Below are 25860 nucleotides of genomic sequence, written 5' to 3'. Positions count from 1 at the left end.
TTATCCACCGTAATATAGCTAATACGAATATTTCAACCGGTATTTCTCCAGATATTTTAAGACCCAGTAAGGATTGACACTCATCTCCTCATGATGGTCGGTCCGTAAATAAATCCCCACATGCAGATGGACCGGGAAATTGCCCGTAGTCCCCTCTACCTGGCTGTAGCCTGTGTCCCCCATAAACCCCAAAAGCTCCCCTGCCTTTACCTTGTCACCTTCCTTCCACTGCCTGCTGTAGCCGTAAAGATGGGCATAGTACAGATACGTCCCCTTAGGAGCCCGTATACCGATCCGCCAGCCGCCCTTTTCCAGCCAGCCCACCTTCTCTACGACTCCGTCGCTCATGCTGACCACCGGATAATATCCTCTGGGCCGTTCTGTTCCCATGATATCGCAGCCTTCATGTCCCCGTTCTCCTCCATAGGTCCTGGTTTCCATCCAGCCGTTTTGGTAGCTTACATCCGGGGAACCGGTAAGAGTGGTTAAGGGAACCGGAAAAAACTTCAAATCATTTAACAGGGTTTCATATGCCTGGCGAAGCTTCCGGTATTCCGCAGGCTTTACCTTTAAAAGTCTGTCCGTATGGGTATCCTTGTCTGTGACCCCAGTCAGATCATACTGGTGCTCTACCATTAAAGAGGTCAAAGTATCATAATCGAGAGAATCCCATTCCGCCACCATTTTTCCAAGCTTCAAGCTTCTGAAATCATCACTTTCCCAGGTATAGGCATCAAGCTGGTAGAAAGTGGGATTATTGTACAGGTAATCGATCATGGTTACCTGGAAAACGGAAAGGATCAGGATGAAAAGAAGAATCACCATCATATCAGTCATGCCATTTCATATAATTATATAAAACAATCTATTCAGGTGCACATGAAAAAATCCTTTTTCCGTCTGCTTTCCGTTGCAGCTTTGATTCTACTGCTCCGTTTTCCCTCCATAGCCTTTGAAGGTGCAAAAAACGGACTGGTTCTGTGGGGTTCTGTGGTGGTGCCCACCCTTCTGCCATTTATGATCTGTTCCAATGTCATTGTAGTCCTAAATGCAATCAACATCCTTATTTTTCCTGTCAGGGGAATTCTGCACCGTTTCTTTTGCCTCTCAGATGCGGGCAGCTACACCCTTGTTTCCGGCCTTCTATGCGGCTATCCCATGGGAGCCAGGACCTGCAGTGATTTCATGGATAATAACCGTATTTCTGAAAAAGAGGGAAAATACCTTTTAGCCATCTGCAATCATCCCAGCCCCATGTTCCTGTTAGGCTATGCCGCCTTAAACCTTCCCCCGTCGGTGCCGGTCTGGCTTCTCCTTGCCAGTGTGTACCTGCCCATCATTCCTCTTTCCTTTGGAGCACGGAGGTATTATGGCATCAGCGGGCCTGCCAGATCCCTGCCCGTAGCCAGGGAGTCCCGCAAATCCTTTGACGAAAGCCTGATGGATTCCTGCGAAGTCATGGTAAAAATAGGGGGATATATCATGCTTTTTTCCATCCTGGCCCTTTACATAACTACGATCCCCATAAATGTTCCCCAATATAAAGCCATCATCCTGGGATTCGTGGAGATCACCACCGGGATCAAAGCCGTCTCCCAAGCCTTTTCAGGAATATCAGGGGGTTTATGGATCGGAGTAGTGACCGCATTCGGAGGATTGTCCGGTGTCTTTCAGACAAAGAGTGTTATAAAAAATGCCGGATTATCCATCCGGCACTATGTAACCTGGAAAGTGCTTCACAGCGTCCTTACCATCATATTTTTTATTCTGTTGTCCCGTTTTCCTCAGTTCCTGCCATGGGCATGACAGCTCCTGTCAGCTCCTGGCGGTTGGAGGAGACGATGTCATAGCTTGACTGCATGGAGGACATAAAAGCGTCAAAACGGCCCTGTGCCCCTTCCATGGAATGGCTGATAATGGTCTGCAGACTCTTTAACATGTCATCCGTATACTGAACAGAACTCTGCCTGATGCCGTTGGCATCGGATACCGCCTGTTCCACAATCTGCTGGGCTTGGATGTTGGCCTGTTCAATGATATCATTGGCCTGGGTATATGCTTTCTGCATGATCTCATGCTCATTGACCAGCTCATTGGTCTGAGCATTGGCCTGGGCCAGAATGGAATCCGCCTGCTGGCGGGCCTCATTCATAATGGCGTCACGGTTGCTGATGATCTTCTGATACTGCTTGATCTCATCAGGAATTCTCAGACGGAGTTCCACCAGAAGCTCTTCCAGCTCATCCCTGTTGACCACGATCTTACTGTTGGAAAGGGGCTGGTACTTACAACTGTCAATATATTCTTCAATTTCACCGATTAACTGTTCAATTCTGCTCATCATAATAAGAACACTCCTTACTCTTATTTCATTCTATCTGCCATCTTCTTCATTACACGCTCAGCAACACATGCCGGCACAAACGTGTTTATCTCTCCGCCATAGGAGGCAATCTCCTTCACAATGCTGGAACTCAAGTAAGAATATTTCAAATTCGTCGTCAAAAACACAGTATCAATCTCCGGAGCCATAACCCGGTTTGTCTGTGCGATTTGCAATTCATATTCAAAATCCGTTACAGCCCGAAGCCCGCGAATGACCGCATCCGCCTGATTGGCTCGTACAAAATCAACCAAAAGCCCACCAAACGCTTTTACCTCCACGTTGAGAAGGTCTTTGGTAAGGCTCATTAACATATTAACACGTTCTTCTGCAGAAAACAACGGAGTTTTTGAATAATTATTTAAAACTCCTATGATCAAATGATCCGACATCCTGGCGGATCGTTCAATAATATCCAGATGACCAAAGGTCACCGGATCAAAACTTCCCGGATACACTGCTTTTCTCATACGGTCTCTTCCTTTTTTATATTATTGCCCATGTATTTTGTGCACTAAGGGATGCCTTAAGGGTATTTCCTGATTATTGTTCATCGTTCCAGGCATCAGGGTATGCCAAAAAGGGGATTTCCTACAATTCTTTCCTTGCTGCAAATACATGTTTATTTGTCTTATAATCCTTTACCTTTATGATCCGGTATCCCATTTCCTCCAGGTAATCAAAGGAGGTTTCCAGGGAGGCTTCCACGATGATAGTGGTATCCTCATGGATCAGGGGAGATTCAGCCAGATGGTGGAAAACCCGTTTTTCCCAGCCGTCGTCATAGGGCGGGTCCATAAATACAAAATCAAATATGTGCCCCTTTCCTTCCAGCCTGCCAAGCCCTGTCATAACGTCGCAGTTTATTACAATGGCATCATCTTCCAGTTTTGTGGTTTTTAAATTTTCACGGATGCATTCTGCAGCCTTGGGATTTTGTTCCACCATAACCGCCACCCCGGCGCCCCGGCTCAATGCCTCGATCCCAATTGCCCCGCTTCCGGAAAACAGATCTAAAAAACTGCATCCGGGCATGTCCCCTTGTATCATATTAAAAAGGGTTTCCTTAATTCTGTCTGTAGTTGGCCGCGTATCCTGCCCCTCTATGGTTTTTAATATAAGCCTTCTGGCTTTTCCTGCAATTACTCTCATGATAGAATTCCTCACTTTGTTTTTACCAGTTGCTGTGATGTTTAGTCCGCAGTGCAGGGGGTGAATCCTGGGGATTCACCCCATCACGGGCATTCGCCCTATGAAACAGGATGTCTGAAAAAATTCTTACGTGCTAGCACGACGAATTTTTTCAGACATCCTGTTTCGCACTGCTCATTGCTTTTGTGGATATTATAGTATGAATCGGGAAGATATACAACTAAAAGTTGCGTCGGCCAATATCCCACAGCATCTCAAGCCACATTACCAATCCCAAAAAAGATAGGAGCCGCAGCTCCATAACTGATGATCAGTTACGAAACTGCAGCTCCTCATTTCCCTTCTATTGTCCATGCTATCTGAACATTACTCTATATCCGAAGGGTGTTTTTTTGTTTTTTACAGATTATTTCCCTGCCATCTGTCTTTCCTGGGCTTCGATCATTTTCTTAACCATATAACCGCCTACGGAACCATTCTGTGCGGAAGTTAAGTTACCGTTATAACCATTAGTTAACGGAACACCAATCTCGTTGGCTACTTCCATTTTAAAACGACTCATTGCCTCTTTTGCTTCTGGTACATTTGTAGTATTAGATCTTCCTGACATAATAATATGCCTCCTTTTCATCTATTCACCATGTGTTTGTTTTATTTAATTCATGGTGTGTTTTGTGCTACACTCCTATTATGGCAGGAATAGAATGAAATACACTAGAAGGTTTTTCGTAAAATGTTATTTTTAGGAAAAAAATTTGAAGCTTCATAAACATTCTCATGGAAAAGGATTTTAATCCTCTTTTCCGGTCTCCAATATCTTTTCAATATTGGTTTTCACCAACTGAAACGCAACCTCGTTCATACCGCTGTTTATGATAACATCAGCCAGGGGCTTTGTAGGCTCTACATACAAATAGTGCATGGGCTTAACCGTGGTAAGATACTGCTCCACAACACCTTCAATATCCCGGCCTCTTTCCTTTACGTCACGGATCACACGGCGCAGGATCCTCTCGTCGGCATCAGCCTCCACAAATATTTTTATATCAAACATGCGCCTTAGACGTTCATCTGCAAAAACCAGGATTCCCTCAACCAAAATAACCTTTTTAGGCTCCACCTTCACCACTTTTTGAGAACGGTTGTGCATGGAATAATCATATACGGGACATTCAACCTCTTTTCCGTCCCGCAGCATCTGAAGCTGCTTCAGCAAAAGTTCTGTTTCAAAAGCTTCCGGATGGTCATAATTCATCTTCTTTCTCTCTTCAAAAGAACGGTCATCCTGCTTTTTATAATAATTGTCATGATAAATAACCGCAATATCGTCGCCAAACGCAGCCTTTAACCGATTGGTAAAGGTCGACTTCCCTGAGCCGGTTCCTCCGGCGATTCCAATTAACACACACTTCATCTGACCTGTTCCTCCATTGTATTTGCGGTATATGCAGGAAATCTTCATAAATAATCCAAGGGCTCAACCTCTTAAAAAAGAATTGAACCCTTTGACCCGTTTACTCAAACACAGTTGCTTCCTCATATACAACCGTTTTTGGCTTTATTTCATTATAATAATTAGCTAAAGTAACATTTGTATAGGGATATACATAAATGAAAGCCAGACCGCAGGTAACAAGACCCAGAAGCTGCCATAAAATAAAGGACAGTTCCAGAACAAAGTATTCCCACTTATGGCCTGCCATCATTTCCTTGCTTTCCCGGATGCACTGTATCACGCCCTTATCCGGATTCTCAACCATAATAAAAATAGCCTGGGAATAGCGGTAAGCAGCAATGATTCCCGGAATAATTAAAAGTAAGGTCCACAATAAAGTAAGCAGAGACATCATTAAAACCAGTCCCAAGGTTTTTAACAAATATCTTGCAGTACTGAACAGATCCCCATATGACATAGTCTGATCCCTGTTTGCAACCTTTAAACAGTAAGATTGATACCCAAACTGGATAATTGTGCTGAGGATTAATGAAATGATCATAAAAATAATGCTGCTGGCAGCAAACGCTCCGGTCTGGCCCAGATCATAAGTACCGGCGTTTTCTATCATTCCCTGCCATATATCCAGAAATCCCTGTACGGCAGACAGTACAATAGTAATGACGCCCAAAATTATTGTGACCATATAAGGGCTCACAAGAGCCTCCCTCATAGCATCTTTTGCATCCATTTTTAAAGCTTTTCTACTCATATAATTCCTCCTGTTTCCTTACTATAATAATTTTACGTTCATAAGTTTATCATTTCATGTCGATAATTGCAAATATTTTCTGCAAAAATCGTCAAATGAGAAATTTTTCGCTACAAATTAAGCTTATCATAGCTTTTCTCAAGATACTCTTCCAGCTTCTCTTTCAGCTCCCGGTGTTCCTCTTTTTCCAGTTCCGGATCCTCCGAAAAAAGCCGCTTGACTTCCTCTGACACGGTCTTTAGCAGGTTTGCATCTGTAAAAATATCACCCAGTTTAAATTCCAGATCCCCGCTCTGCCTGATGCCGAAAATATCACCCGGTCCCCGAAGCTTTAAATCCTCCGACGCGATAAAAAAACCGTCATTGGACTGGTTTAAGATATCCAGCCGTTCTTTTGTCCCCTCCTGGTCCGAGGCTCCTACCATAATGCAGTAAGACTGGTATTTCCCCCGCCCCACACGCCCCCTTAGCTGGTGAAGCTGGGCCAGGCCAAAGCGTTCCGCATTTTCAATCATCATGACCGTTGCATTGGGAACGTTGACCCCAACCTCGATCACAGTGGTGGAAACCAGGATCTTGATTTCCCCGCAGGCAAACCTCTCCATGATCCCGTTTTTTTCCTTTGGCTTCATTTTCCCGTGAAGATATTCCACAGAAATTCCCGGAAGCGCTTCCCTTAAGGTTTTTGTATAATCCAATACATTCTCCGCATCGATCATCTCGCTGGCTTCTACCATAGGGCAGATCACATAGGCCTGGCGGCCATCTGCTATCTCTTTCCGGATAAACTCATATGCCTTTTTCCTGTAGCCGGTATCCACAACACAGTTTTTAATGGGCAGACGGTTTGCAGGCAGTTCATCAATGACAGAAATGTCCAGATCTCCGTAAATGATAATGGCCAGGGTTCTGGGAATAGGCGTGGCACTCATCACTAGAACATGAGGCTCTTCTCCCTTTTTTCCTAACATTTCCCGCTGGCCCACTCCGAACCGGTGCTGCTCATCAGTGATCACCAGGGCCAGATTGTCGTATACCACCTTCTCCTGAATAAGGGCATGAGTGCCGATAATAATATCCGCTTCATGGGAAACGATCTTTTCATAAGCGATCCTTTTTTCCTTTGCCGTCATGGAGCCTGTAACAAGTATGAGCCTTTTATCAATCTGATGGGCAGCAAACAGCTCCGTCATGGATTCAAAATGCTGCTTTGCAAGTACTTCCGTAGGCGCCATAAGAGCTCCCTGGTATCCGTTATAGGCTGCCTGCAAAAGAGAGAGTATGGCAATGATCGTCTTGCCGGAGCCTACATCTCCCTGAATAAGGCGGTTCATTACCCCGCCTCCTGACAGATCGCCGTATATCTCATTTAAAACATTTTGCTGGGCATTGGTAAGGGAATAAGGGAGGTTTTTCCTTAAGGCCTCCACTTCCGGGGACAGGCTCAGGGCATAGGCGCTTTTTTTATCTTCCCGACCATCCTTTAAACGCCGGACCGCCATAAGAAAAAGAAAAAACTCATCAAACACCAGCCTTTTTCTGGCAAATAGCAGTTCGTTCCGGTCCGTCGGAAAATGAATATGTTCAATAGCAAAATTATATTCCGCCAGTTCATGCTTTTTACGCAAATCCCCAGGCAAATAATCCCGAATCATGCTCCGAAGGCTTAGGGCCTGCTTTTGGGCCTTGACAATGGTTTTATTGCTTAACCCCTTGGTCTGGCCGTAAACAGGCTGCATGGAATGAATCACCTGCTCATAGGCTTCTGCCGTAAATACTTCAGGCTGTTCCATGGTAAGGCGGCCGCTTTTTTTTACCACCCGGCCGCGGAAAACAGCCCGCATCCCTGCCTTTAAGGTAGAATGAAGGTAAGGCATATTGTACCAGGTAAGCAAAAGAGTACCCGTCATATCCTTTAAATTCGTTGTAATGACCTGAATGTGGCTGTACCGTTTTACATCAGGGGTCTTATAAAGCATTCCGGCCACGGTCATTACCTGGTCCGGCTTAAGCTCCCCAATGGGAGAAGGCTCCTCATAGGTGTCATAGGCTCTCGGATAATATTCCAAAAGATCCCCAACGGTCATCACTCCCACTTTTTGAAACAATTTTCCTGTTTTTTCTCCGATTCCCTTTAAGGAATCAATTGACTCATGGTTCAAAGACGGGCTCCTCCTTTCTTTCTGCACAGAAAAACCGGGCAGACAGGACTTTGTCTGCCCGGTATGAAAACGCCTCAGGCTCTTTTTTTATTCTACGGATATAAGATAATAATAAATCGGCTGGCCCCCTGCATGAAGCTCTACCTCGCAGTGGGAAAACAGTTCTTCCGCTTTTTCCTTAAGCGCGTTTGCATCCTCTTCCTTAACATCCTTGCCGTAATAAACGGTCACCAGTTCAGATTCCTCTTCCACCATGGCTTCCAGGGCCTCCAGCACCGTGGGCTCAATGTCCTTTCCAACTGCCAGGATTCCATTGTCTCCCAGGGCCATAATGTCCCCTTCCCGGATCTCAATGTCATCGATCATAGTATTGCGGACCGCATAGGTCACCTGGCCGGTTTTCACCCGGGCCATCTCCTCTGTCATGATCTTTTCATTGTCCTCAGGAGATAAGTCCGGTGCAAAATTGATGATGGCAGTAATACCCTGGGGTATGGTTTTTGAAGGGATTACAATGACCTTCTTGTCTTCCACCAGGCTTTTTGCCTGCTGGGCTGCCAGGATGATATTTTTATTGTTGGGAAGAATGTAGATGGTGTCCGCATTCACCCGCTCAATGGCATTTAACATATCCTCTGTGCTGGGGTTCATGGTCTGGCCCCCCTGGATCAGATAGTCGGCTCCGATCCCCTGGAAAATCCCGTCAAGGCCTTCCCCGGCAGATACGGAAATAAAACCGTAGGACTTTCTCTTCTCCACCTTTTTTTCTTCTTCCGCCTTCTGCTGTGCCGCCAGCTTTTCTGATTCCTTAATCAGCTTTTCCTGGTGCTCTTCCCTCATATTATCAATCTTCATCCGGGATAAGGAGCCGTAAGTAAGGGCTTTCTGGATTGCAAGCCCCGGATCATTGGTATGAACGTGGACCTTTACCATATCATCGTCCGAAACAACCACAATGGAATCTCCGATGGATTCCAAATATCCCTTGAATTCATGCTCTGCCTTATCATTATAGTGGTTTTCCAGATTGATGATAAATTCGGTACAGTAACCGAATTTAATATCAATGTCATAGGATATTGCACCATGAGCTGCGGCAGAGGTATCCGGCCGCTTAACGCCCTCTACGGATAAGTCCACTTCTTTGCCCATAAGGCAGTCAAGAGCTCCCTTCATGACCTGCATAAGCCCCTGGCCGCCGGAATCCACCACTCCGGCCTGCTTTAAAACAGGGAGCATTTCAGGAGTCTGGCTCAATACGTAATCACCGTGATCAATCACCCTCTGGCAGAACTCAAGGATATCCTCTGTCTCTGTAACCAGCTCCGCTGCCTTTTCAGCCATTCCCCTGGCTACGGTAAGAATAGTTCCTTCTTTAGGCTTCATAACCGCTTTATATGCAGTTTCCGTTGCCCTTACAAAGGAATTGGCTAAAACAGTGGCAGTCACATGGTCTACAGTGGCTATCTCTTTTGTGAAGCCCCGGAACAACTGGGACAGGATTACACCGGAGTTTCCTCTTGCGCCTCTTAAAGAACCTGAGGAAATTGCCTTAGCTAAGGCTTCCATGGTAGGATTCTCAATGGCAGCCACTTCCTTTGCCGCCGCCATGATGGTCATGGTCATGTTTGTTCCGGTATCACCATCCGGCACTGGAAACACATTCAGTTCATTAATCCATTCTTTCTTCGCTTCCAGTCCTTTTGCTCCTGCCAGAAATGCCTTTTGCAGCATTTCGGCGTCTATATACTTCATACCCACAGGTAGTTTCCTCCTTAATCAATCACTCTTACGCCTTCGACAAAGATGTTAATCTTATCTACCGTCATACCGGTGAATTCTTCTACTTTGTATTTTACATTTTCAATCAAGTTATCCGCTACCGCAGAAATGCTGATTCCATAAGCCACAATCACATGGAAATCAATGGTAATATGGTTGTCCTGAATGTTCACATTAATTCCGTGAGTCAGGCCTTCCCGCTTTAAAAGCTTTACAAGTCCGTCTTTCATACTGACAGCCGCCATACCGACGATACCGAAGCATTCCACTGCAGTCGTTCCGGCATACATAGCGATAACATCAGGGCTTACCTGGATTTCGCCCAGTTTATTATTGATATAACCCTTCATAGTCTCTACCTCCGTTCTTTCTGTCTTATTTGATTATACATGATTTTTCCAAAAAAAGAAACAAATTTTTATTTTTCACTTGCAAATCCATAGATTTTCTGTTATCATACACTTGTTGTGGATTTTTCAACCATAAAGAAATCCAAGTAGCTTTTAAGGAGGTGCAATCATGGCAAAATGTTCAATTTGTGAAAAAGCTGCTCACTTTGGTAACGCAGTGAGCCATTCCCATAGAAGATCTAACAAGATGTGGAAAGCAAATGTCAAGTCCGTTAAAGTAAAAGTTAATGGCGGCGCTAAGAAGATGTACGTATGTACTTCCTGCTTAAGATCCGGATTAGTTGAAAGAGCTTAATTGAAGGAAACTCCTGGCTGGTATCAGTCAGGAGTATTTTTTTGTCTTTTTCCTATTATTGCCCATGCTTTCCGGGCAGAGCCCACCCCGCTTTACCGGATGTCAAGGTATGCCCCAAGGGCGTTTCATGGGGCCTTCATTTAAGAAGACCCCAGTTATTTTTAACAGCATTGCTTGATCAGCAGCAGAACAGGTTATATCCCAGTACCAGACATCCGATAATAAACAGGATCGTAACGATAGTCGCCGGGATAAAAAGCAGGATCGCCATGCCCGCTCCAAAGCAGAACAGCATAAGTCCGCATACTCTTCTCATATCATCCCTCAATCCATTCAGGCTATATGACATCCTATGCGGCTTATCCCCTTCTTATTCTTACGCTTTTTTATTCTCTTCTGCAGCGGCCATCTCCTCCGCTACCTTTAAGGCCTCCGGGGAAACCTCTTTTGTACCGCCGGCAAATTTGTTGACAAAATCCGGAACCATATCCAGAATTTTCGTCACCGCATCCTGCTGTTTAATATTTATCAGTTTTGTTACTCCGTTCTGAATGATCAAAACCGCACTGGGACTCATCTTTGCATGCATTCCCCCGGCCCCGTTCTGCTTTGTATCTCCTGAAAAGGACCCGGCAGCCATGCCGCAGGTCACATCCACCAAAGGCAGAATGATGGTATCATCCACCTTTACCGCATCTCCTACCACAGTCTTTGTCGCCACAAAAGAATCCATTCCCTTAAACAGCGACGCTACCGTAGATGTAAAATTATTCTCTGCCACGTTAAGCAATTCCTCCTTTATCATTTCAATCCACGCAACAATTTCAATCCGCGCAACAAAATGTCAGAGCTGCGACCACCTTTATCGAAGCCATTTCTTTAATAAATGCCTGAAATTTCTATCCAGCAGCATCCGCGATCCAATGAGAAGAACAGTCCCCATGCGGATCCTGCCCCGAAACCTTCCTTCCGCAGTAAAAACGGTCCGGTCAAATACCGGATACAGGTTCAGATGCTTATAACAAAGCGGATAAACAACGCTTGCATAGGTGAGCACCTGGCCGGTCAGGTATGGATCATCAAAGCCAAAGGTGATGTTTCCCTTTCCTTTGCGGGGAAGAATATGGCGGAGCAGCTTTTTCCCCTGTCTAAAAAGCAGCTTTACTGTGTTCTGGTTTTCCTTATTGGAAATCCAGGCATGGATCTCATCTTTTTTATCTTTAACTGTCCTCAGTGTATCACAGATCCGCCGGAAAAAAAACTTAAGTTTTGTAAAAGCCGTGAGAACCCTCTTCTTAAGCCTTGCAAATAACTCCGGCACCCCGAATTTCTTTTTCTTCTTGTGTCCATCCTTTGGTGCGTTCCTGAGTTCTTCCCTTGACGCTTCTTTTGGTGCTTCCCCGGACTCTTTCCCCGACGCTTCTTTTGGTGCCTCCCCGGGTTCTTCCCTCAACGCTTCTTTCGGAGCATCCTTAGGTTCTTCCCCGAGTTCTTCCTTTGGTGTCTCCTTGGATTCTTCTCTTGAAGGGGGCGGTTCCTCCTGTCCCCTATCATGAATCTCATCTTTTATTTCCCGAATTTCTCTTAAGGGCTCCGGCTCCATTACTTCCATGGCCTGAACCATGATCTCTTCCGCTTCTTTAAGCTCCGAGTCCATCTTTTTGGGCTTTCCAATACGGAAGCCAAAAACCCGGACCGTGGCCAATACGTCTTCCTCGTATTGAACCGTAACGGAAAGGATATGTAGCAGCCAGGTAATTCTGGCCTTTCCCTTCACCTTCCCGTTATAAGATCCCTCTGCCTGATACCGGACCGGCACCAGGAGGACCAGCAGAACCACAGTAAGGAGAATTCCTAAAACAATGAGCAGAAGCAGCCCTAAGATTTTAAGTATTATCAATATTATATGAAGCATGAACACCTCACACCTTACCGGCCTCTTTCATTATCTTCGCCCATGTATTTTGGGCATAAAGGTTTCCCTGGAATGGGTTTCCCTATAAAACCAGACAGATCGAAGCCTCCTGTTTTCCGGTACATATCATTGACGATATTCCCGGCCACCTCTAACGCCTCCCAGTAACTGGACGCAATGCCCAAAATGAGAAACTCCTCATCCTGGTAAAGGGGCCATAAAAGCGTCATTGCCGGATAGATATCAAGTATATTATTCCCATTTACAGCAGGCGTAATCACATAAATCTCAGGGCCGGACTTTGACTTACGGATCCCCTGAATGATCCGGTAACGTTTCTTTTTCGCTTTTTCGCCTACGTATAAACGGTCATACCAGATTATTTTCATCATTCATCAGCTCTTCCAATAATTCCTTGCAAGTTTCCTTTTCCGCTTCATCCAGGCAGCTTTTAAGGCTTCCTTCAACATATGCCTGTATTTCATCAATCGAATTAAAACAGACAGGAAGGTCTGATAGCACCTTAGCCATAATAGCCCTTACCACTGGCCTGGAGGCACCGGAGAACACCTCTTCAAGATCCTTAAAATACTCTCCCGCCCTTTCCTCTAAATAGGAACGGTCAACAACGGCTGTTTCTTCCCTCTTGCCCGCCTTTTTTAATTCCACGAAGCTGCTTCCGGACAAAAGCCTGTCCACATTCACAGCCTTCATGTAATCCGGGTCCTGATTCCATTGGTCGCTCTCTCCCGGCAGCTCTGCCCTTAAATAGCGCTCATAGCAGGCTTCCTGTCTGCCCTCCAACTGGGTGAGCCTGTCAAAAAAATCTTCTTTTACCAGAGAGTAATCTTCTTTGCTGAATTTTTCCAAAATCTCCTCTGCCATGGAGGAGTAAAGTTCCTCCTCCTTCACATCAATGACAGCTTCCGGCCTTGCAAATATCAGAACGCAGAAATCATTGATGATGTCCTGAAGCATGATATAAAGTCCCGATTCTTCCATTAGCTCCTCACAGGCAAGGGAAAGCTTTGCAGTGGCTTCCTCATAGCCTTCCCCAGTCATGGTCTTATAATCTGCATGACGGAATTGTTCCAAGAGCTCAAAAAAGTCCTTATGCCCTTCTTTCATTCCCAATGGAAGCTTTGCCATGGATTCCGTGCAAAGGGTATACATCATATCCTGAAGATTTTCCCTGGGAGAACCTATATAAACAGACAGCCCTTCCATGACGAGGCTGAAAAACTTCTGTTTGGTCAGGCGGACCGGAAGCTGTCCGATGATCTGTCTGATCCTTCCGTTCATAACTGCCGTTTCTTTGGTATCCGTTACAAATTCTGTGAGACGCTTTGCAAAGCTTTCATCATCAAGTCCGGTTTCCGGCAGCGTCTTAAACTTCCGTTCCATGCGGTTAAGGACATATTCATAAATCTGAAAGCAGTCGGTGTAGGAAGTCAGGACTTCCACTTCATGAGTGATATCCTCCCGAAGCTTAAGCAGTCCCTCTTCCGCATTATTTCCGGAAAAATGCTCTTCAAGCAGTTCATTAAGCCGCCGGCAGCAGGAAATGATCCGCTCCGGGATCACCGGCTCTTCCCCTATGGTTTCAAATAAAGTGTAATAATTCAGCACCAGCCTTACATAAGAGTATTGGCAGGCTGCAGTCATCTGTTTTTTCAGCAAACGGGTCTCCACTTTTCTCTCCTCCCGGAAGGTTTATGAATGGTAATTCTTAAGAATGGAGCGGCGCAGCAGGTCCAGAGCCTTTACCACAGACTGTTCCCTGATCTTTTCCCGGTTCCCTTTAAAGTGATATTCTTCCACTGAAACCTTATCCTTCGTATAGCAGGCCATATAAACAAGTCCTACCGGCTTTTCCCCTTCGGCATCCGGTCCGGCGATCCCTGTCACTGCAATACAGACATCCGCATCGGCTGCAAAAACACCTCCGATAGCCATTTCCCTGGCAGTCTGCTCGCTGACCGCACCGTATTTTTTCAAGGTGCTCTTGCTTACATCAAGAAGTTTTCTCTTCGCCTTGTTGGAATAGGTGATAAAGCCTTCCCGAAACACCTGAGAGGCTCCCGGCACGTTTACCAGACGGCCTGCGATCAAACCTCCGGTACAGGATTCTGCCGTAGTCACTGTCAGCTCATATTTTTTAAGGAGGCGGACAACTGCCATTTCAATGGTCTCTTCCTCTTTCGTGGTATACACGTCATCCCCGAAACGGCTTTTGATTTCCTTTACCACCGGCTTTAAAAGGCCTTTTGCCTCTTCTTCGTTTGATGCCTTTGCAGTGACCCTTAAGTGTACCTCAGCCGTCTTTGCATAGGTGGCAATGGTCGGATTGGACTGGCCGTCAATAAGGTCGAGAAGCTTATTCTCTACCTGGCTCTCCCCATGTCCGCAGATTTTGATCATCTGAGAACGGATCACTTCAGGCTGACGCTTCTGAAGATAGGGGAATACCTGGTCACGGAACAGGGGCTTTAACTCATTGGGAGGTCCTGGCAGTAAAATTGCCGCTTTTCCATCCTTTTCCATAATAAGTCCGGGAGCAGTGCCATTGTCATTGTCAAGCACAGCAGCGCCCTGGGGTACAAGGGCCTGCTTCCAGTTATTGTCCGGGATCTCTTTATAAATGCTGTTTTTAAAATACGCCTTGATCCGGTCCCTAGTATGGGCATCCTCCACCAGAGAAAAGCCCAGGACCTGTGCACAGACCTCTTTTGTTAAATCATCCTCCGTTGGCCCCAGGCCGCCGGTCAAAATGACAACATCCGAACGCTTTAATGCAGTCTCAAATACCTCAGAAAGACGCTCCCTGTTGTCACCTACCGTAACCTGGTGATACATGGAAAGTCCCAAAAGAGCGCATTTCTCCGCCAGGTACTGAGTGTTGGTATTTACAATATTTCCAAGAAGAAGCTCCGTTCCAACCGAAATCAGTTCAACAACCATGATCACATACTCCCTTCCAAAAGAACACGATAATTTTTTGCTATATAATCAATCAGTGATACCACAGTAAGGACGGTTGCGATCCAGATAAATGCCGTTGTAACAACGGACAGTGCCGGAATGTTCAGGATAAGGAGAACCGACATGATCATCTGGGATACCGTCTTAAATTTTCCCCAATAGCTTGCCGCGATCACCACGCCATTATCAGAAGCAACCAGACGGAAACCGCTGATAATAAATTCCCGGCTTATGATCACAATAACGATCCAGGCAGAAAGCTGGCCCAGGGCCGTAAAGCAGATCAGTCCTGCGCAGACCAGCAGCTTATCTGCAAGAGGGTCCATAAACTTGCCGAAGTTTGTCACCAGGCCGTACTTTCTTGCGATCTTTCCATCCAGTAAGTCCGTAAAGCTGGCCACAATAAATATGACGGCCGCGATGTAACGGTATGTTGCATTGGTGCCTCCGTCAAGCAGCAGAAACAGAACAAAAAACGGAATCATAATAACCCTTAAAATCGTAAGCTTATTCGGTAAATTCATCCTCCAACTCTCCTATCAAATCATATTCCATGGCTCCTGTAACACGGACCCTGGCAAAATCACCTGACATCAGTTCTTCACCGGTCTGAACAAAAATCATTCCATCCACACCTGGCCCGTCCATATAGGTGCGGCCTACATAAGCGTTTTCATCCGCTACCTTGCCCTCTATCATGACCTCCAGGGTCTTTCCGACCATGGATCTGGAAAACTCATAAGAGATCTCCTGCTGAAGCTCCATGATGGCATCACGGCGTTCTTCCTTTATCTCCTGCAAAACCTGATCCGGGAATTCTGCTGCAGGCGTATCCTCTTCTGCGGAATATACAAACACTCCCAAGCGCTGGAATTCCATCTCATCCACGAATTCCATCAGCTCTTCGTGATCCTCCTGGGTCTCCCCCGGGAATCCGGAAATCAAGGTGGTCCTTAGAGCCATATCCGGAATCTCACTCCGAAGCTTTTCCACGATTTCCTGAAGCTGGGCCTTTGTAGTCTTGCGTCCCATGCGTTTTAAAATCCGGTCACTGGCATGCTGAATGGGCAAATCCAGGTAATTACAGATTTTCTCTTCTTCCTTTATGGTCTGGATCAGCTCATCTGTGATCTCTTCCGGATAACAGTACTGGATCCTGATCCACTGGATACCGGATATGCGGCATAACTTTTTAAGAAGCTTTGGAAGTGATTTCTCCCCATATAAGTCCACACCGTAAAGGGTTGTCTCCTGAGCCACTAAAATAAGCTCCTTTACCCCCTTATCCGCCAGCATTTCTGCTTCCTTTACCAGGCGTTCCATAGGAACACTGCGGTAATTCCCCCGTAAGGAAGGAATGATGCAGTAAGTACAGCGCTTGTCGCACCCTTCCGCAATTTTTAAAAATGCATAATGGCCTCCGGTTGTAAGGATCCTCTCCGTTTCCAGTTCCGGAAGCCCGTCCAGATCGTGAAAGCGCTGAACGTGCTCTTTTCCGCCTAAGGCTTCCGCCAGGACGTGGGAAATCTCGTCGTAGGTGGAGGTCCCTAAGATCCCATCCACTTCAGGAATTTCGTCTATGATCTCCTGTTTATACCGTTGGGCCAGACATCCGGTCACAATCAACGCCTTGCATTTGCCGTCTATCTTCCTTTGAGCCATTTCCAGTATGGTATTTACGCTTTCCTCTTTTGCATCACCGATAAAGCAGCAGGTATTGATCACAATTACATCAGCCTCATACTCATCATCCGTAAAGGTATATCCGTCTTTATTCAGAAGGCCCAGCATCATCTCCGTATCCACAAGATTCTTGTCGCAGCCCAGTGAAACACATAATAAATTCATGTTAAAACTCCTGTCATTCTTAGTTGACGCGTCATTTGCCAAATGAATATGCAACCATATTTGTTCGGCTCATGGCCCGCGCAAAAGGGAAAGGCCATCTCATCCAAAGAGGAGACGGCCTTCTTCCTAATTATCGTCTTCTTCCGTTGCATCCGCTTCGCTTAAAATCTTCACTTTGCCCTCATACAGTTCCTCTACGGCAATAGAAAGCGGTTTCTTGCCGGCTCCCGAAACCTCCGGCTCTGCCCCGCCGATGATCTGCCTGGCTCTCTTGGCTGCGGCGATCACGATGGAATAACGGCTCTGCACAACAGGAGCTTCTCCTGGTTCTACCTCACTGTTTACTACATTAATCAAATCTGAATAAGATGGATGTAACATCATTTATTCCCCTTTCTCAATCGGCTCTATATGTTCTTTAATTCTTCCCGAATATGGGCTAAAAATGCCATATTATTAGAAGCCCGGTTATGCTGGACCTGTATCATGCGGTGCATTTCTTCCACACAAGTGTCTATTTTATCATTAATAAGGATATAATCATAGGCCTCCATGCCTTCTGCTTCCTCTGCCGCCCGGCGAAGCCTGGCATTGATCACATCCATGTTTTCCGTACCCCGGCCGATGAGACGGCGCTTTAATTCTCCCCCATTGGGTGGCATGACAAAAACCAAAATCGCAGCAGGAAAACATTCTTTTACCTTAAGTGCTCCCTGGATTTCAATTTCCAGAATAACATCCTTCCCCATTCTCATCTGGTTCAAAACATATTCCTTGGGCGTGCCATAATAATGGTTGACGTACTGGGCATATTCGATCAATTCGTCCTTTTCCATCATATCCTTAAAGCGTTCTTCTGTCACAAAGAAATATTCCCTGCCGTCTTCTTCTCCCTCCCTGGGATTTCTGGTGGTGGCGGAAATGGACAGCGCATAATTATCATACCGTTTCAGAAGCTCCTTCATTAAGGTTCCCTTGCCGGCCCCTGAAAATCCGGATACAACTACCAATATGCCATGTTCATTCATGTTTTTCCTTACTCTCCTACTCAATATTCTGGATCTGTTCCCTTACCTTTTCAATCTCGGTCTTCAGTGCGATGGCCTTATCGGAAATTTCCAGGTCATTGGCTTTGGAAAGAATGGTGTTTGCCTCCCGGTTCATTTCCTGAGCGATGAAATCCAGTTTTCTTCCCACACTTCCGCCTGCGTTAAGCTCTGCATCAGTATTTTCAATGTGGTTTCTGAGCCGTACGGTTTCTTCATCCACACAGATTTTATCAGCAAAAATCGTAACCTCTGTGGCAACCCTTGCCTCATCAATGGAAGCGCTCGCCAGCAGTTCCTTTACCTTATCCTCCAGCTTTGCCCTGTATTCTAAAAGGATCCTGGGGGACCGTTCCTCTATAAATCCCACAAGCTCAGTCATAAACTTAAGCTTTCCAAGGAGATCGTTCTTTAGATTCTCCCCTTCTGTCATTCTGGATTCCACAAAACGTTTGGTAGCTTCTTCAATGGTTTCTGAAAGAAGCTTCCACATCTGATTCTCATCCTCCGGCACCTCTTCCATGGTAAGGACCTCCGGGCATTTGGCCAGGGCCGATACCTTGATGTCGTTCTGAATCCCGAACTGTGTCTCCATCTTTGTGAAATACTCCATATATTCGGCAGCCAGCGCACTGTTATACTTTAAACACAGCTTATTCTCTGTGAAATCCTCATAGCTGATAAATACATCAACCTTTCCGCGCTGGATATAATTCTTTAACAGATTCCTGATCCCTGCTTCAAAAAAATTAAACTTTTTCGGCATCTTTATGCTTAAATCCAAATACCTGTGATTTACAGCCTTCATCTCGACGGAAATCTTATACTCATCCGTGACGGTTTCGCATCTGCCGAAACCTGTCATGCTCTTAATCATTCTATATGCCTCTCTTTCGCCATAGATATAATCCATTATAAGTCATAATAAAAAACAAGTCAATTGGTTTTAATTTTACAGAAGGCTAATTCTGTGCTATACTATCCTATTATATAGACCATTAACCGGAGGAAACGAACAATGGCATTAGACGGAATTGTTATGGCAAATCTCACAGCAGAGATGAAAGACCGGCTGGAGGGCGGGAAAATTGCAAAAATTGCCCAGCCAGAGAAGGATGAACTGCTGTTTACTGTTAAAAACCAGAAGAATACATGGAGGCTCCTGATCTCGGCAAGCGCCAGTCTTCCTCTCATCTATTTTACGGAGACAAATAAACAAAGCCCAATGACCGCCCCCAATTTTTGTATGCTTTTAAGAAAGCACATTGGAAATGGGCGCATCATCCGGGTAAGCCAGCCGGGACTGGAACGGATCCTGTGCATGGAAGTGGAGCATTTCGATGAATTAGGCGACAAAAGGATCAAAAAACTCATCATTGAAATCATGGGAAAACACAGCAACATCATCTTTTGCAATGAAGAGGACTTGATTTTAGACAGCATCAAGCACATTTCCGCCCAGGTCAGTTCTGTACGAGAGGTTTTGCCGGGAAGAACCTATTTCATTCCTCAGACCATGGAGAAAAAAGACCCCCTGACCATCACCCAGGAAGAATTCATAGATGTGATCGGTCATACCGCTGCCCCCATACAAAAAGCGCTGTACCTGAAGCTGACCGGTTTAAGCCCGATTATGGGCCATGAACTCTGCCACCTGGCTTCCATTGACGGGGACTTATCTGCCAATGGGCTGTCACAACTGGAGCTGGTTCATTTATACCGCATGTTTTCCTTTGTTATGGAGGATGTAAAGCATGGACATTTCACCCCAAATATTATATATAAAATGGAAGAACCTGTGGAATTCTCCGCCCTCCCCTTAACCTGCTATCAGGGAGAAGGCTATGTATCCAAATGCTTTGATTCCATCAGTCCCCTTTTGGAAACCTATTATGCTTCAAAAAATACCATCACCAGAATCCGTCAGAAATCCGTAGACTTACGGAAAATCGTGCAGACCGCTTTGGAGCGGAATTATAAGAAATACGATCTGCAGTCCAAACAGCTAAAGGATACGGAGAAAAAGGACAAGTATAAGGTCTATGGTGAACTTATCAATACCTATGGATATGAATTGGCAGGAGGAGACAAACAGCTTATCTGCCTTAATTATTACACCAATGAGGACATTACCATTCCTCTGGATGATCAGTTATCTGCAAAGGAAAATGCGCAGAAATATTTTGACAAATACAACAAACTAAAGCGCACCTTTGAAGCCGTAACAGAACAAATCGCAGAAACCAGACGGGAAATCGACCATTTGGAATCCGTCAGCGCTGCTTTGGACATTGCCTTAATGGAGGAGGATCTTGTACAGATCAAAGAAGAGCTGATGGAATACGGTTATATTAAGCACCGCCGTACCGGCGACAAGAAGCCAAAGATCACAAGCAAGCCCTTCCACTACCTTTCTTCTGGCGGATTCCATATTTATGTGGGGAAAAATAATTATCAGAATGAAGAGCTGACCTTTAAAGTGGCAGGAAACAGCGACTGGTGGTTCCATGCAAAAGGAATTCCCGGATCCCATGTGATCGTAAAGTCCGAAGGAAAAGAGCTTCCCGACCGGGTGTTTGAGGAGGCCGGAGCCCTGGCCGCCTACTACTCCAAAGGCCGTGAAAACGATAAGGTGGAAGTGGATTATGTGCAGAAAAAGCAGATCAAAAAGGTGACAGGCGCAGCCCCTGGATTTGTTATCTACCACACCAATTATTCCATGGTCGCCGAACCAAGGATACTTTTGGAAGAATGTAAGTAAATTTTAAATATGAAATATCTTATGAGAGGCAGGTTTTTCGGAATCTGTCTCTCTCATTTTATCACCGCCATTTAACCACATATCACCATCTATTAACGAAAACAAAATATTCATACAATATTCGTGATATTTTTATATCTAAGGGCAAAGTGCACGTTCTTTTTATACAATTTCCTTTACTTTCCATTTACAATAATGTAAAATGTATGCATATATATACTGGCGAGGAGATACATCATGACTTATTTTATTTATACTTTTACAGGAGCCTTATGTCATTACTTTTTTTGTATATATTTACTTCCCGATAAGTTGACATTTATTAAACGACTTGTTGTATTTTTATACACTTTTAGTACTGTTTTTCTTTTTAACCGAATCTATGGACAGGCCAGTACGTTTATCACCTTTGGGGGAAACATACTCTTGATATATTTTTTTACAAATAATCGTTACTTAAGTCTGTCCTGTTATTTATTTGGCTATCTTTATGCAATTACATTTAACTATCTGTTTTTATTGATGGTTGATTTCATCTTTAAAATAGATATAGAGGTACTAATTACACGTAATTTGCTTCTTATAATTTTTTCTTGTATTTATTGCATGTTTTGCGGAACCACTATTAAATTAATTGCTTATTACATACATGAAAAGCTAACTATTGCTAAGTATTTAACTAATCACGATTTATTAAAAGCTATTTTTGTTTATCTTCTTTTGTTAGTACTTTTTTATATATTTAACTTTTCATATGGAGAACGCATTGGCTATACTCATGATATCATTGCATTAAATGGGATTATTTTCCTGGTGCTATTTGTTATTACAGTGTTTCTTATGTATACAATCTATAAAATCTCAAGCGCAAAATAGGTTTTTTCCAATAGTTGTCATTTCAACAAAGTCTGGAAAGATGAATATTCTTGTGGGGTGGGTTTTTTCGCAATTATCCGTTTAACCTTTCTATTAATCATCATTTTGGCACTCAAAAATTTTCGGCTGAATCAAACTCCTGAGCAAGCGAAGAATGTCCTTGGAACCATAAACAGGCTCCTTTTCGATAAGAATTTTCATATCTTTATTCTTACCAAAAAGAAGCCATTTTTTCCAAAAACACAAATTAGATTCCACTCCTCCATACAACGCATTTCGGTACGTAATTATAAATACTCCGAAACATATTTTTAAATTAGGGGGCTGAACAGTTACAGTGATTCTAATATTTAATATAATATTTAGCCTAATATGACATTGTTTTCACTTATTTAATCAATTACTCACATTGGTTAAATATAATATTTTCCACTACAACTTTTCTTTCCGGTATGGTGGTTGTCACATCAATAAAATATTCATCTGGAATAATCTTTCTTTTTCTGCGCTTTGACATGATATTCTTTTGCACAAAAGCATCTGCTAAATTATAATCCAGTATTAAAATTCTTCGATATAGTTTCTTTATCATCTGACTTTTCTCCTATCTTTGTCATCCCTTGCGCAGGAAACCCAAACATATTTCATGCAAATAGCTCCAATATTGACTGACTGCCCTTTGAAATTAGCTCAAAGGGCAGTAATCATTTACACCTTATTCTACTGAGTATCATAAAACTTCTGGTTGAAGACAGATTCTGCATATACTTATTTAACTAGATTACAGAAATCTAACCTTCCTATACAAAAGTTTCCCCCTAGTTACTACAGTCATAATACAAATTCCAACTTATTGGATTTGAAAATCATACAATAAACTTATATGTACTTTTTTCTTAAACATATCAGCGCTTTTTCCATTTATAATGACCATATGATCATTATATAACTCATACCGGACTGTTTGAACATAAACTATAAGTTATCATTCTTTTCCTCATATTTCTATTTGGAATTTTCGTTATGCATTTTTAATACTGCTTCCGGAATTTTTCTTTCATAACAACCAATAGGAAAACTCCTTCCTATTGAATTAAGCGAAATTTTTGTTAATGTTTTCTGAAGCTTCATAATGGTTTCTTTTTTCATCTTCATCTTTCTCCTTTTCGTTTGTTTTATTTCTAAGAAGTAATGTTAATACTTCAATAAAAACCGGATATACTATAAATCCACGTAATTCTGAATTTAACGCCGCAACTACCAATAACAATGTTAAAAAAACAAGGGACAATACTTTCTTTCTCCATATATCTTTTGAAGAAAAATATTGTATATTAATAGTTCTCGGAGCATATATCACAATTAATAAAGCGCAAAATATATAAACATAAGGCAATATTGCTATTTTAATTTCAAAAAACATGTTAAATAAAATGGAGGCGGCCCAAATAGCAATCATGCTCAAGGTACAACCTATACCTGTTTTAGCATGTATCCCCCCTGCATGTAATCTTAAACCGCAAAAGGAAAACAAAATCAAAGCTGTCTCTTTACCCATTCCTATAACAATTCCAATTATTTGAATGAGGAGGAATTTCAAGACATTGTCTAATAACAATTCTAATCCATGCTGTATTATCTCATTTTCTTCTGGATTCTTATTATTAATTTTATTCATCCACTTACAAACTTCTGTAGATATTTTTGAAATGCTCATATTTTTCACCACCATTCGACTTTAATCCTATCATAAATTTGAACAAAATAAAATTTTTGCTATTTTCGTTGTATATTCCTTCCCAAGTGTAAATTATTGCTTTTTTTAATACAATATTCTTTACTTTCCCTGCATAACAAGGTAAAATATTTATATTCGTTAAAGTGGGGTGAATCATGAATAATTTGATTTGTACTATGGCTGGAAGTTTATGTGTTTATTTTTCTTATATAAATTTGCTACCACATAAATATTCATATATAAAAAGAGCAATTATCTTTTTATATATTTTTAGCGTCTTTTTTAGCTTTGAAGGATCACTTGGACAAACTAGTACATTTTTGACTAGTATAGGAATAATCATTTTCACTCTTTTATTTACAAAAAATCACATTTTCAATATATGCTGCTACTTGTTTGGTTATCTCTATATTGTAGCATTTAATTACTTGTTTATGTGGATGGCGGTGGCCTTATTAAAAATGGAGATGGAGACAATAATGACCCATGAAAAATTGTCAGTTATTTTTTCTGTTATCTATTGTATATATTGCGGAATAACAACTAAACTAATAGGTTGGTACTTTCATGAAAAGTTAGAAATCTCCCATTTTTTTATTAACAAACATTTACTGACGGCCGTTTTTATAGATTTGATATTCCTTGTTTTTCTCTATATTTTTAACTTCTCTTATGGTGAACATTTAGGTTACAATTACGGTGTTATTGCCTTAAACGGAATTATATTTCTAATATTATTTGCAATCACAGCTTTTCTTATGTCTTATATTTATAAGATAACATTAGCAGAACAAGCTTATAAGCATCGAATGGCTCAATTTGAAAACTTGAGAATTTATACAGACAGGCTGGAAGAATCATATGTAGTTATGCGAAAGTTTAAACATGATTACATGAATATTCTAAGCACATTGTCAGGATATCTTAAGGAAGATAATATTGAGAGTTTAAAGGAGTATTATTGCGAAAGAATCCTCCCCATCAGCCGTGCTTTTACAGAATCAGATACCAAGTTGGGAAATCTCTCCAATATAAAGAATACCGCGTTAAAAAGTCTACTTTCCTCCAAATTCGTCTACATGATGGAGATAGGGATCAAAGCGGAAATAGAGCTTACTGAACCAATAAATGCTTTAAACATGGATTGTCTGGACCTTTCCCGTATCATTGGCATATTTTTAGATAATTCTATAGAGGCTGCCATGGAAACAGAAGAAAAAGAAGTGCGTTTCTGTATGTTTTATAAAGAGAAAGATCTTTATCTCATCATTCAAAACACTGCAGTTCCTCCAATTTATGCCGTATCAGATCTTCGAAGCCATGAAATATCAACAAAAGGAGAAAACAGAGGAGTCGGTCTATTTAATGTAGATACAATCTTAAATAATTATAAAAATACAATCTGGAATACTACTTATGAAGAACCTTATTTCACACAAGAACTAATCCTCATACATAAGATTAATAAGGAGCACAAAAATGATCTACATATACCTTTGTGAAGATGATAAAAGACAATTAACACGCTGGGAAGACATCATAGCGAAATATCTATTAATGAACTCAACCGAGTCCATGCTTTACTGTGTAACTTCAAAACCGGAGACACTGCTTTCCATGCGAAGGCGCTCCAATACTATCGGACTTTACTTCTTGGATATTGATCTGCAGTCAAATAAAAATGGAATTGAATTAGCCCAGGAAATACGCAAATATGATCCACGTGGCTATGTTGTTTTTGTAACAACACACAGTGAAATGGCTGTGCTAACCTTCCGCTATAAGGTGGAAGCAATGGATTTTATTATAAAAGATGATTCAGAGACCTTGCCGGAACAAATCTGCTCCTGCATACAAAATGCAGAAAGAAATTACAAAGCACAGCTTGACTCTTCCAACCGGCTCTTATCCATTAAAGTTGATAAAGATTCCCTGGTTCTGGATCAAAATGACATTGTAGCGATTACGACCGGTGATGATTCCCATAAGCTTACTGTTCATACCAGAAATGGAGTTCGGCAAATTTCAGGCTCACTGAAAGCATACCACACCTCCCTGAATTCTAACTTCTGCCAATGTAACCGTTCCACCCTTATAAATCTGAAGCATGTGGAAAAATATTCCAGGGAAAGCGCTTTGCTTTTCATGAATAACAAGGAAACCTACTCCGTCTCTATACGTATGATGGGAAAAGTGCAGAAAGCCCTAAACAGCATTCGTCCATAATTACCGGGAAAAGCTTTACGAATGAGCATTGGGTTTCTCTTTGTTCTTTGAATATTATCATTCTACCTCTTGTCCAT

28 protein-coding genes are annotated in these 25860 nt (G+C 42.9%); 5 read left to right on the top strand and 23 right to left on the bottom strand.

Annotated features, from left to right (window positions below):
- Window positions 1-18: 18 nt before the first annotated feature.
- The gene (locus tag ACYVD3_RS25480; protein ID WP_460645369.1) at window positions 19-828 is read right to left on the bottom strand and encodes a M23 family metallopeptidase; all 810 of its coding nucleotides are present in this window, start codon (window positions 826-828) and stop codon (window positions 19-21) included.
- Between the two features lie 51 nt (window positions 829-879).
- On the opposite strand from ACYVD3_RS25480, the gene ACYVD3_RS25475 reads away from it, so the two are divergent.
- Window positions 880-1806 (top strand): nucleoside recognition protein, encoded by a 927-nt coding sequence (locus ACYVD3_RS25475; protein WP_460645303.1) that lies wholly within the window; start codon window positions 880-882, stop codon window positions 1804-1806.
- On the opposite strand, the gene ACYVD3_RS25470 is transcribed toward ACYVD3_RS25475, so the two are convergent.
- From ACYVD3_RS25470 to ACYVD3_RS25430, 9 genes are all read right to left on the bottom strand, one after another.
- A complete protein-coding gene (locus tag ACYVD3_RS25470; protein ID WP_460645302.1) occupies window positions 1763-2344 on the bottom strand; it encodes a vacuolar family H+-ATPase subunit H in 582 nt (193 codons plus the stop codon). The genes ACYVD3_RS25475 and ACYVD3_RS25470 overlap by 44 nt on opposite strands.
- Before the next feature lie 20 nt (window positions 2345-2364).
- Window positions 2365-2853, bottom strand: a complete 489-nt coding sequence (gene coaD / locus ACYVD3_RS25465; protein ID WP_460645301.1) for a pantetheine-phosphate adenylyltransferase — start codon at window positions 2851-2853, stop codon at window positions 2365-2367.
- Between the two features lie 121 nt (window positions 2854-2974).
- Window positions 2975-3535 carry a 16S rRNA (guanine(966)-N(2))-methyltransferase RsmD gene (gene rsmD, locus ACYVD3_RS25460; protein WP_460645300.1) on the bottom strand — a complete coding sequence of 187 codons (561 nt, stop codon included), beginning with the start codon at window positions 3533-3535 and terminating at the stop codon, window positions 2975-2977.
- Between the two features lie 406 nt (window positions 3536-3941).
- Entirely contained in the window at window positions 3942-4145 is a 204-nt protein-coding gene (locus ACYVD3_RS25455) for a small, acid-soluble spore protein, alpha/beta type (RefSeq protein ID WP_460645299.1), read from the bottom strand.
- 180 nt (window positions 4146-4325) lie between these two features.
- On the bottom strand, window positions 4326-4949 hold the full coding sequence (gene udk, locus ACYVD3_RS25450) for a uridine kinase (RefSeq protein ID WP_460645298.1): 624 nt from the start codon (window positions 4947-4949) through the stop codon (window positions 4326-4328).
- 100 nt (window positions 4950-5049) lie between these two features.
- Complete coding sequence (locus tag ACYVD3_RS25445) at window positions 5050-5742, bottom strand: DUF975 family protein (protein WP_460645297.1); 693 nt, start codon at window positions 5740-5742, stop codon at window positions 5050-5052.
- Between the two features lie 110 nt (window positions 5743-5852).
- Window positions 5853-7904 (bottom strand): ATP-dependent DNA helicase RecG, encoded by a 2052-nt coding sequence (gene recG / locus ACYVD3_RS25440; RefSeq protein ID WP_460645296.1) that lies wholly within the window; start codon window positions 7902-7904, stop codon window positions 5853-5855.
- An 87-nt stretch (window positions 7905-7991) separates the two neighbouring features.
- Window positions 7992-9665: a DAK2 domain-containing protein gene (locus ACYVD3_RS25435; RefSeq protein ID WP_460645295.1), complete on the bottom strand. Its 1674-nt coding sequence runs from the start codon at window positions 9663-9665 to the stop codon at window positions 7992-7994.
- 14 nt (window positions 9666-9679) lie between these two features.
- Window positions 9680-10036: an Asp23/Gls24 family envelope stress response protein gene (locus ACYVD3_RS25430; protein ID WP_158379236.1), complete on the bottom strand. Its 357-nt coding sequence runs from the start codon at window positions 10034-10036 to the stop codon at window positions 9680-9682.
- A gap of 169 nt (window positions 10037-10205) precedes the next feature.
- Here ACYVD3_RS25430 and rpmB point away from each other — a divergent pair, with 169 nt between their 5' ends.
- On the top strand, window positions 10206-10391 hold the full coding sequence (gene rpmB / locus ACYVD3_RS25425; RefSeq protein WP_460645294.1) for a 50S ribosomal protein L28: 186 nt from the start codon (window positions 10206-10208) through the stop codon (window positions 10389-10391).
- A gap of 178 nt (window positions 10392-10569) precedes the next feature.
- On the opposite strand, the gene ACYVD3_RS25420 is transcribed toward rpmB, so the two are convergent.
- From ACYVD3_RS25420 to ACYVD3_RS25370, 11 genes are all read right to left on the bottom strand, one after another.
- Complete coding sequence (locus ACYVD3_RS25420; RefSeq protein WP_013272624.1) at window positions 10570-10707, bottom strand: hypothetical protein; 138 nt, start codon at window positions 10705-10707, stop codon at window positions 10570-10572.
- A 60-nt stretch (window positions 10708-10767) separates the two neighbouring features.
- Window positions 10768-11172 (bottom strand): GerW family sporulation protein, encoded by a 405-nt coding sequence (locus tag ACYVD3_RS25415; protein ID WP_460645293.1) that lies wholly within the window; start codon window positions 11170-11172, stop codon window positions 10768-10770.
- Between the two features lie 81 nt (window positions 11173-11253).
- Window positions 11254-12306 carry a DUF2953 domain-containing protein gene (locus ACYVD3_RS25410; protein WP_460645292.1) on the bottom strand — a complete coding sequence of 351 codons (1053 nt, stop codon included), beginning with the start codon at window positions 12304-12306 and terminating at the stop codon, window positions 11254-11256.
- Window positions 12307-12320: 14 nt separating this feature from the next.
- Window positions 12321-12698 (bottom strand): hypothetical protein, encoded by a 378-nt coding sequence (locus tag ACYVD3_RS25405; protein ID WP_460645291.1) that lies wholly within the window; start codon window positions 12696-12698, stop codon window positions 12321-12323.
- Window positions 12676-13998 carry a hypothetical protein gene (locus ACYVD3_RS25400; RefSeq protein ID WP_460645290.1) on the bottom strand — a complete coding sequence of 441 codons (1323 nt, stop codon included), beginning with the start codon at window positions 13996-13998 and terminating at the stop codon, window positions 12676-12678. Before ACYVD3_RS25400 ends, ACYVD3_RS25405 begins: the two co-directional genes overlap by 23 nt.
- 21 nt (window positions 13999-14019) lie before the next feature.
- Window positions 14020-15267: a competence/damage-inducible protein A gene (locus ACYVD3_RS25395; protein ID WP_460645289.1), complete on the bottom strand. Its 1248-nt coding sequence runs from the start codon at window positions 15265-15267 to the stop codon at window positions 14020-14022.
- A gap of 2 nt (window positions 15268-15269) precedes the next feature.
- Window positions 15270-15812 (bottom strand): CDP-diacylglycerol--glycerol-3-phosphate 3-phosphatidyltransferase, encoded by a 543-nt coding sequence (gene pgsA / locus ACYVD3_RS25390; RefSeq protein WP_460645288.1) that lies wholly within the window; start codon window positions 15810-15812, stop codon window positions 15270-15272.
- Window positions 15796-17136, bottom strand: coding sequence for a 30S ribosomal protein S12 methylthiotransferase RimO (rimO, locus tag ACYVD3_RS25385; RefSeq protein WP_460645287.1), 1341 nt, complete (start codon window positions 17134-17136; stop codon window positions 15796-15798). The genes pgsA and rimO overlap by 17 nt, the downstream gene beginning before the upstream one ends.
- Window positions 17137-17262: 126 nt before the next feature.
- Window positions 17263-17517: a DNA-directed RNA polymerase subunit omega gene (gene rpoZ, locus ACYVD3_RS25380; protein WP_460645368.1), complete on the bottom strand. Its 255-nt coding sequence runs from the start codon at window positions 17515-17517 to the stop codon at window positions 17263-17265.
- Window positions 17518-17543: 26 nt separating this feature from the next.
- The gene (gmk, locus tag ACYVD3_RS25375) at window positions 17544-18164 is read right to left on the bottom strand and encodes a guanylate kinase (RefSeq protein WP_460645286.1); all 621 of its coding nucleotides are present in this window, start codon (window positions 18162-18164) and stop codon (window positions 17544-17546) included.
- A gap of 16 nt (window positions 18165-18180) precedes the next feature.
- Window positions 18181-19059 (bottom strand): YicC/YloC family endoribonuclease, encoded by an 879-nt coding sequence (locus ACYVD3_RS25370; protein WP_460645285.1) that lies wholly within the window; start codon window positions 19057-19059, stop codon window positions 18181-18183.
- A 141-nt stretch (window positions 19060-19200) separates the two neighbouring features.
- Between ACYVD3_RS25370 and ACYVD3_RS25365 the strand changes: the two genes are divergently transcribed.
- The gene (locus ACYVD3_RS25365) at window positions 19201-20943 is read left to right on the top strand and encodes an Rqc2 family fibronectin-binding protein (RefSeq protein ID WP_460645284.1); all 1743 of its coding nucleotides are present in this window, start codon (window positions 19201-19203) and stop codon (window positions 20941-20943) included.
- A gap of 1276 nt (window positions 20944-22219) precedes the next feature.
- Here the strand turns inward: ACYVD3_RS25365 and ACYVD3_RS25360 are convergent.
- Together ACYVD3_RS25360 and ACYVD3_RS25355 are read right to left on the bottom strand one after the other, a co-directional pair.
- Complete coding sequence (locus tag ACYVD3_RS25360; RefSeq protein ID WP_460645283.1) at window positions 22220-22411, bottom strand: hypothetical protein; 192 nt, start codon at window positions 22409-22411, stop codon at window positions 22220-22222.
- A gap of 501 nt (window positions 22412-22912) precedes the next feature.
- Complete coding sequence (locus ACYVD3_RS25355; RefSeq protein ID WP_460645282.1) at window positions 22913-23536, bottom strand: accessory gene regulator B family protein; 624 nt, start codon at window positions 23534-23536, stop codon at window positions 22913-22915.
- Between the two features lie 176 nt (window positions 23537-23712).
- Here ACYVD3_RS25355 and ACYVD3_RS25350 point away from each other — a divergent pair, with 176 nt between their 5' ends.
- Both ACYVD3_RS25350 and ACYVD3_RS25345 read left to right on the top strand, forming a co-directional pair.
- Window positions 23713-25059: a sensor histidine kinase gene (locus tag ACYVD3_RS25350; RefSeq protein WP_460645281.1), complete on the top strand. Its 1347-nt coding sequence runs from the start codon at window positions 23713-23715 to the stop codon at window positions 25057-25059.
- On the top strand, window positions 25037-25783 hold the full coding sequence (locus tag ACYVD3_RS25345) for a LytTR family transcriptional regulator DNA-binding domain-containing protein (RefSeq protein WP_460645280.1): 747 nt from the start codon (window positions 25037-25039) through the stop codon (window positions 25781-25783). Before ACYVD3_RS25350 ends, ACYVD3_RS25345 begins: the two co-directional genes overlap by 23 nt.
- The last annotated feature ends 77 nt before the right edge of the window (window positions 25784-25860 follow it).

This window comes from Lacrimispora brassicae (assembly GCF_054772055.1).
Note: the sequence above shows the minus strand (reverse complement) of the source record. Positions and strands in the feature narration are given on the sequence as shown.

Coding starts and splice junctions, on each gene's coding strand:
- ACYVD3_RS25420 (WP_013272624.1), bottom strand. CDS start 10,707: ATGAGAAGAGTATGCGGACTTATGCTGTTCTGCTTTGGAGCGGGCATG.
- ACYVD3_RS25455 (WP_460645299.1), bottom strand. CDS start 4,145: ATGTCAGGAAGATCTAATACTACAAATGTACCAGAAGCAAAAGAGGCA.
- ACYVD3_RS25445 (WP_460645297.1), bottom strand. CDS start 5,742: ATGAGTAGAAAAGCTTTAAAAATGGATGCAAAAGATGCTATGAGGGAG.
- ACYVD3_RS25410 (WP_460645292.1), bottom strand. CDS start 12,306: ATGCTTCATATAATATTGATAATACTTAAAATCTTAGGGCTGCTTCTG.
- rimO (WP_460645287.1), bottom strand. CDS start 17,136: ATGAATTTATTATGTGTTTCACTGGGCTGCGACAAGAATCTTGTGGAT.
- rpoZ (WP_460645368.1), bottom strand. CDS start 17,517: ATGTTACATCCATCTTATTCAGATTTGATTAATGTAGTAAACAGTGAG.
- ACYVD3_RS25360 (WP_460645283.1), bottom strand. CDS start 22,411: ATGATAAAGAAACTATATCGAAGAATTTTAATACTGGATTATAATTTA.
- udk (WP_460645298.1), bottom strand. CDS start 4,949: ATGAAGTGTGTGTTAATTGGAATCGCCGGAGGAACCGGCTCAGGGAAG.
- ACYVD3_RS25350 (WP_460645281.1), top strand. CDS start 23,713: ATGAATAATTTGATTTGTACTATGGCTGGAAGTTTATGTGTTTATTTT.
- ACYVD3_RS25430 (WP_158379236.1), bottom strand. CDS start 10,036: ATGAAGGGTTATATCAATAATAAACTGGGCGAAATCCAGGTAAGCCCT.
- ACYVD3_RS25345 (WP_460645280.1), top strand. CDS start 25,037: ATGATCTACATATACCTTTGTGAAGATGATAAAAGACAATTAACACGC.
- pgsA (WP_460645288.1), bottom strand. CDS start 15,812: ATGAATTTACCGAATAAGCTTACGATTTTAAGGGTTATTATGATTCCG.
- ACYVD3_RS25405 (WP_460645291.1), bottom strand. CDS start 12,698: ATGATGAAAATAATCTGGTATGACCGTTTATACGTAGGCGAAAAAGCG.
- gmk (WP_460645286.1), bottom strand. CDS start 18,164: ATGAATGAACATGGCATATTGGTAGTTGTATCCGGATTTTCAGGGGCC.
- ACYVD3_RS25395 (WP_460645289.1), bottom strand. CDS start 15,267: ATGGTTGTTGAACTGATTTCGGTTGGAACGGAGCTTCTTCTTGGAAAT.
- rsmD (WP_460645300.1), bottom strand. CDS start 3,535: ATGAGAGTAATTGCAGGAAAAGCCAGAAGGCTTATATTAAAAACCATA.
- ACYVD3_RS25480 (WP_460645369.1), bottom strand. CDS start 828: ATGATGGTGATTCTTCTTTTCATCCTGATCCTTTCCGTTTTCCAGGTA.
- coaD (WP_460645301.1), bottom strand. CDS start 2,853: ATGAGAAAAGCAGTGTATCCGGGAAGTTTTGATCCGGTGACCTTTGGT.
- ACYVD3_RS25355 (WP_460645282.1), bottom strand. CDS start 23,536: ATGAGCATTTCAAAAATATCTACAGAAGTTTGTAAGTGGATGAATAAA.
- ACYVD3_RS25365 (WP_460645284.1), top strand. CDS start 19,201: ATGGCATTAGACGGAATTGTTATGGCAAATCTCACAGCAGAGATGAAA.
- ACYVD3_RS25475 (WP_460645303.1), top strand. CDS start 880: ATGAAAAAATCCTTTTTCCGTCTGCTTTCCGTTGCAGCTTTGATTCTA.
- rpmB (WP_460645294.1), top strand. CDS start 10,206: ATGGCAAAATGTTCAATTTGTGAAAAAGCTGCTCACTTTGGTAACGCA.
- ACYVD3_RS25470 (WP_460645302.1), bottom strand. CDS start 2,344: ATGATGAGCAGAATTGAACAGTTAATCGGTGAAATTGAAGAATATATT.
- ACYVD3_RS25370 (WP_460645285.1), bottom strand. CDS start 19,059: ATGATTAAGAGCATGACAGGTTTCGGCAGATGCGAAACCGTCACGGAT.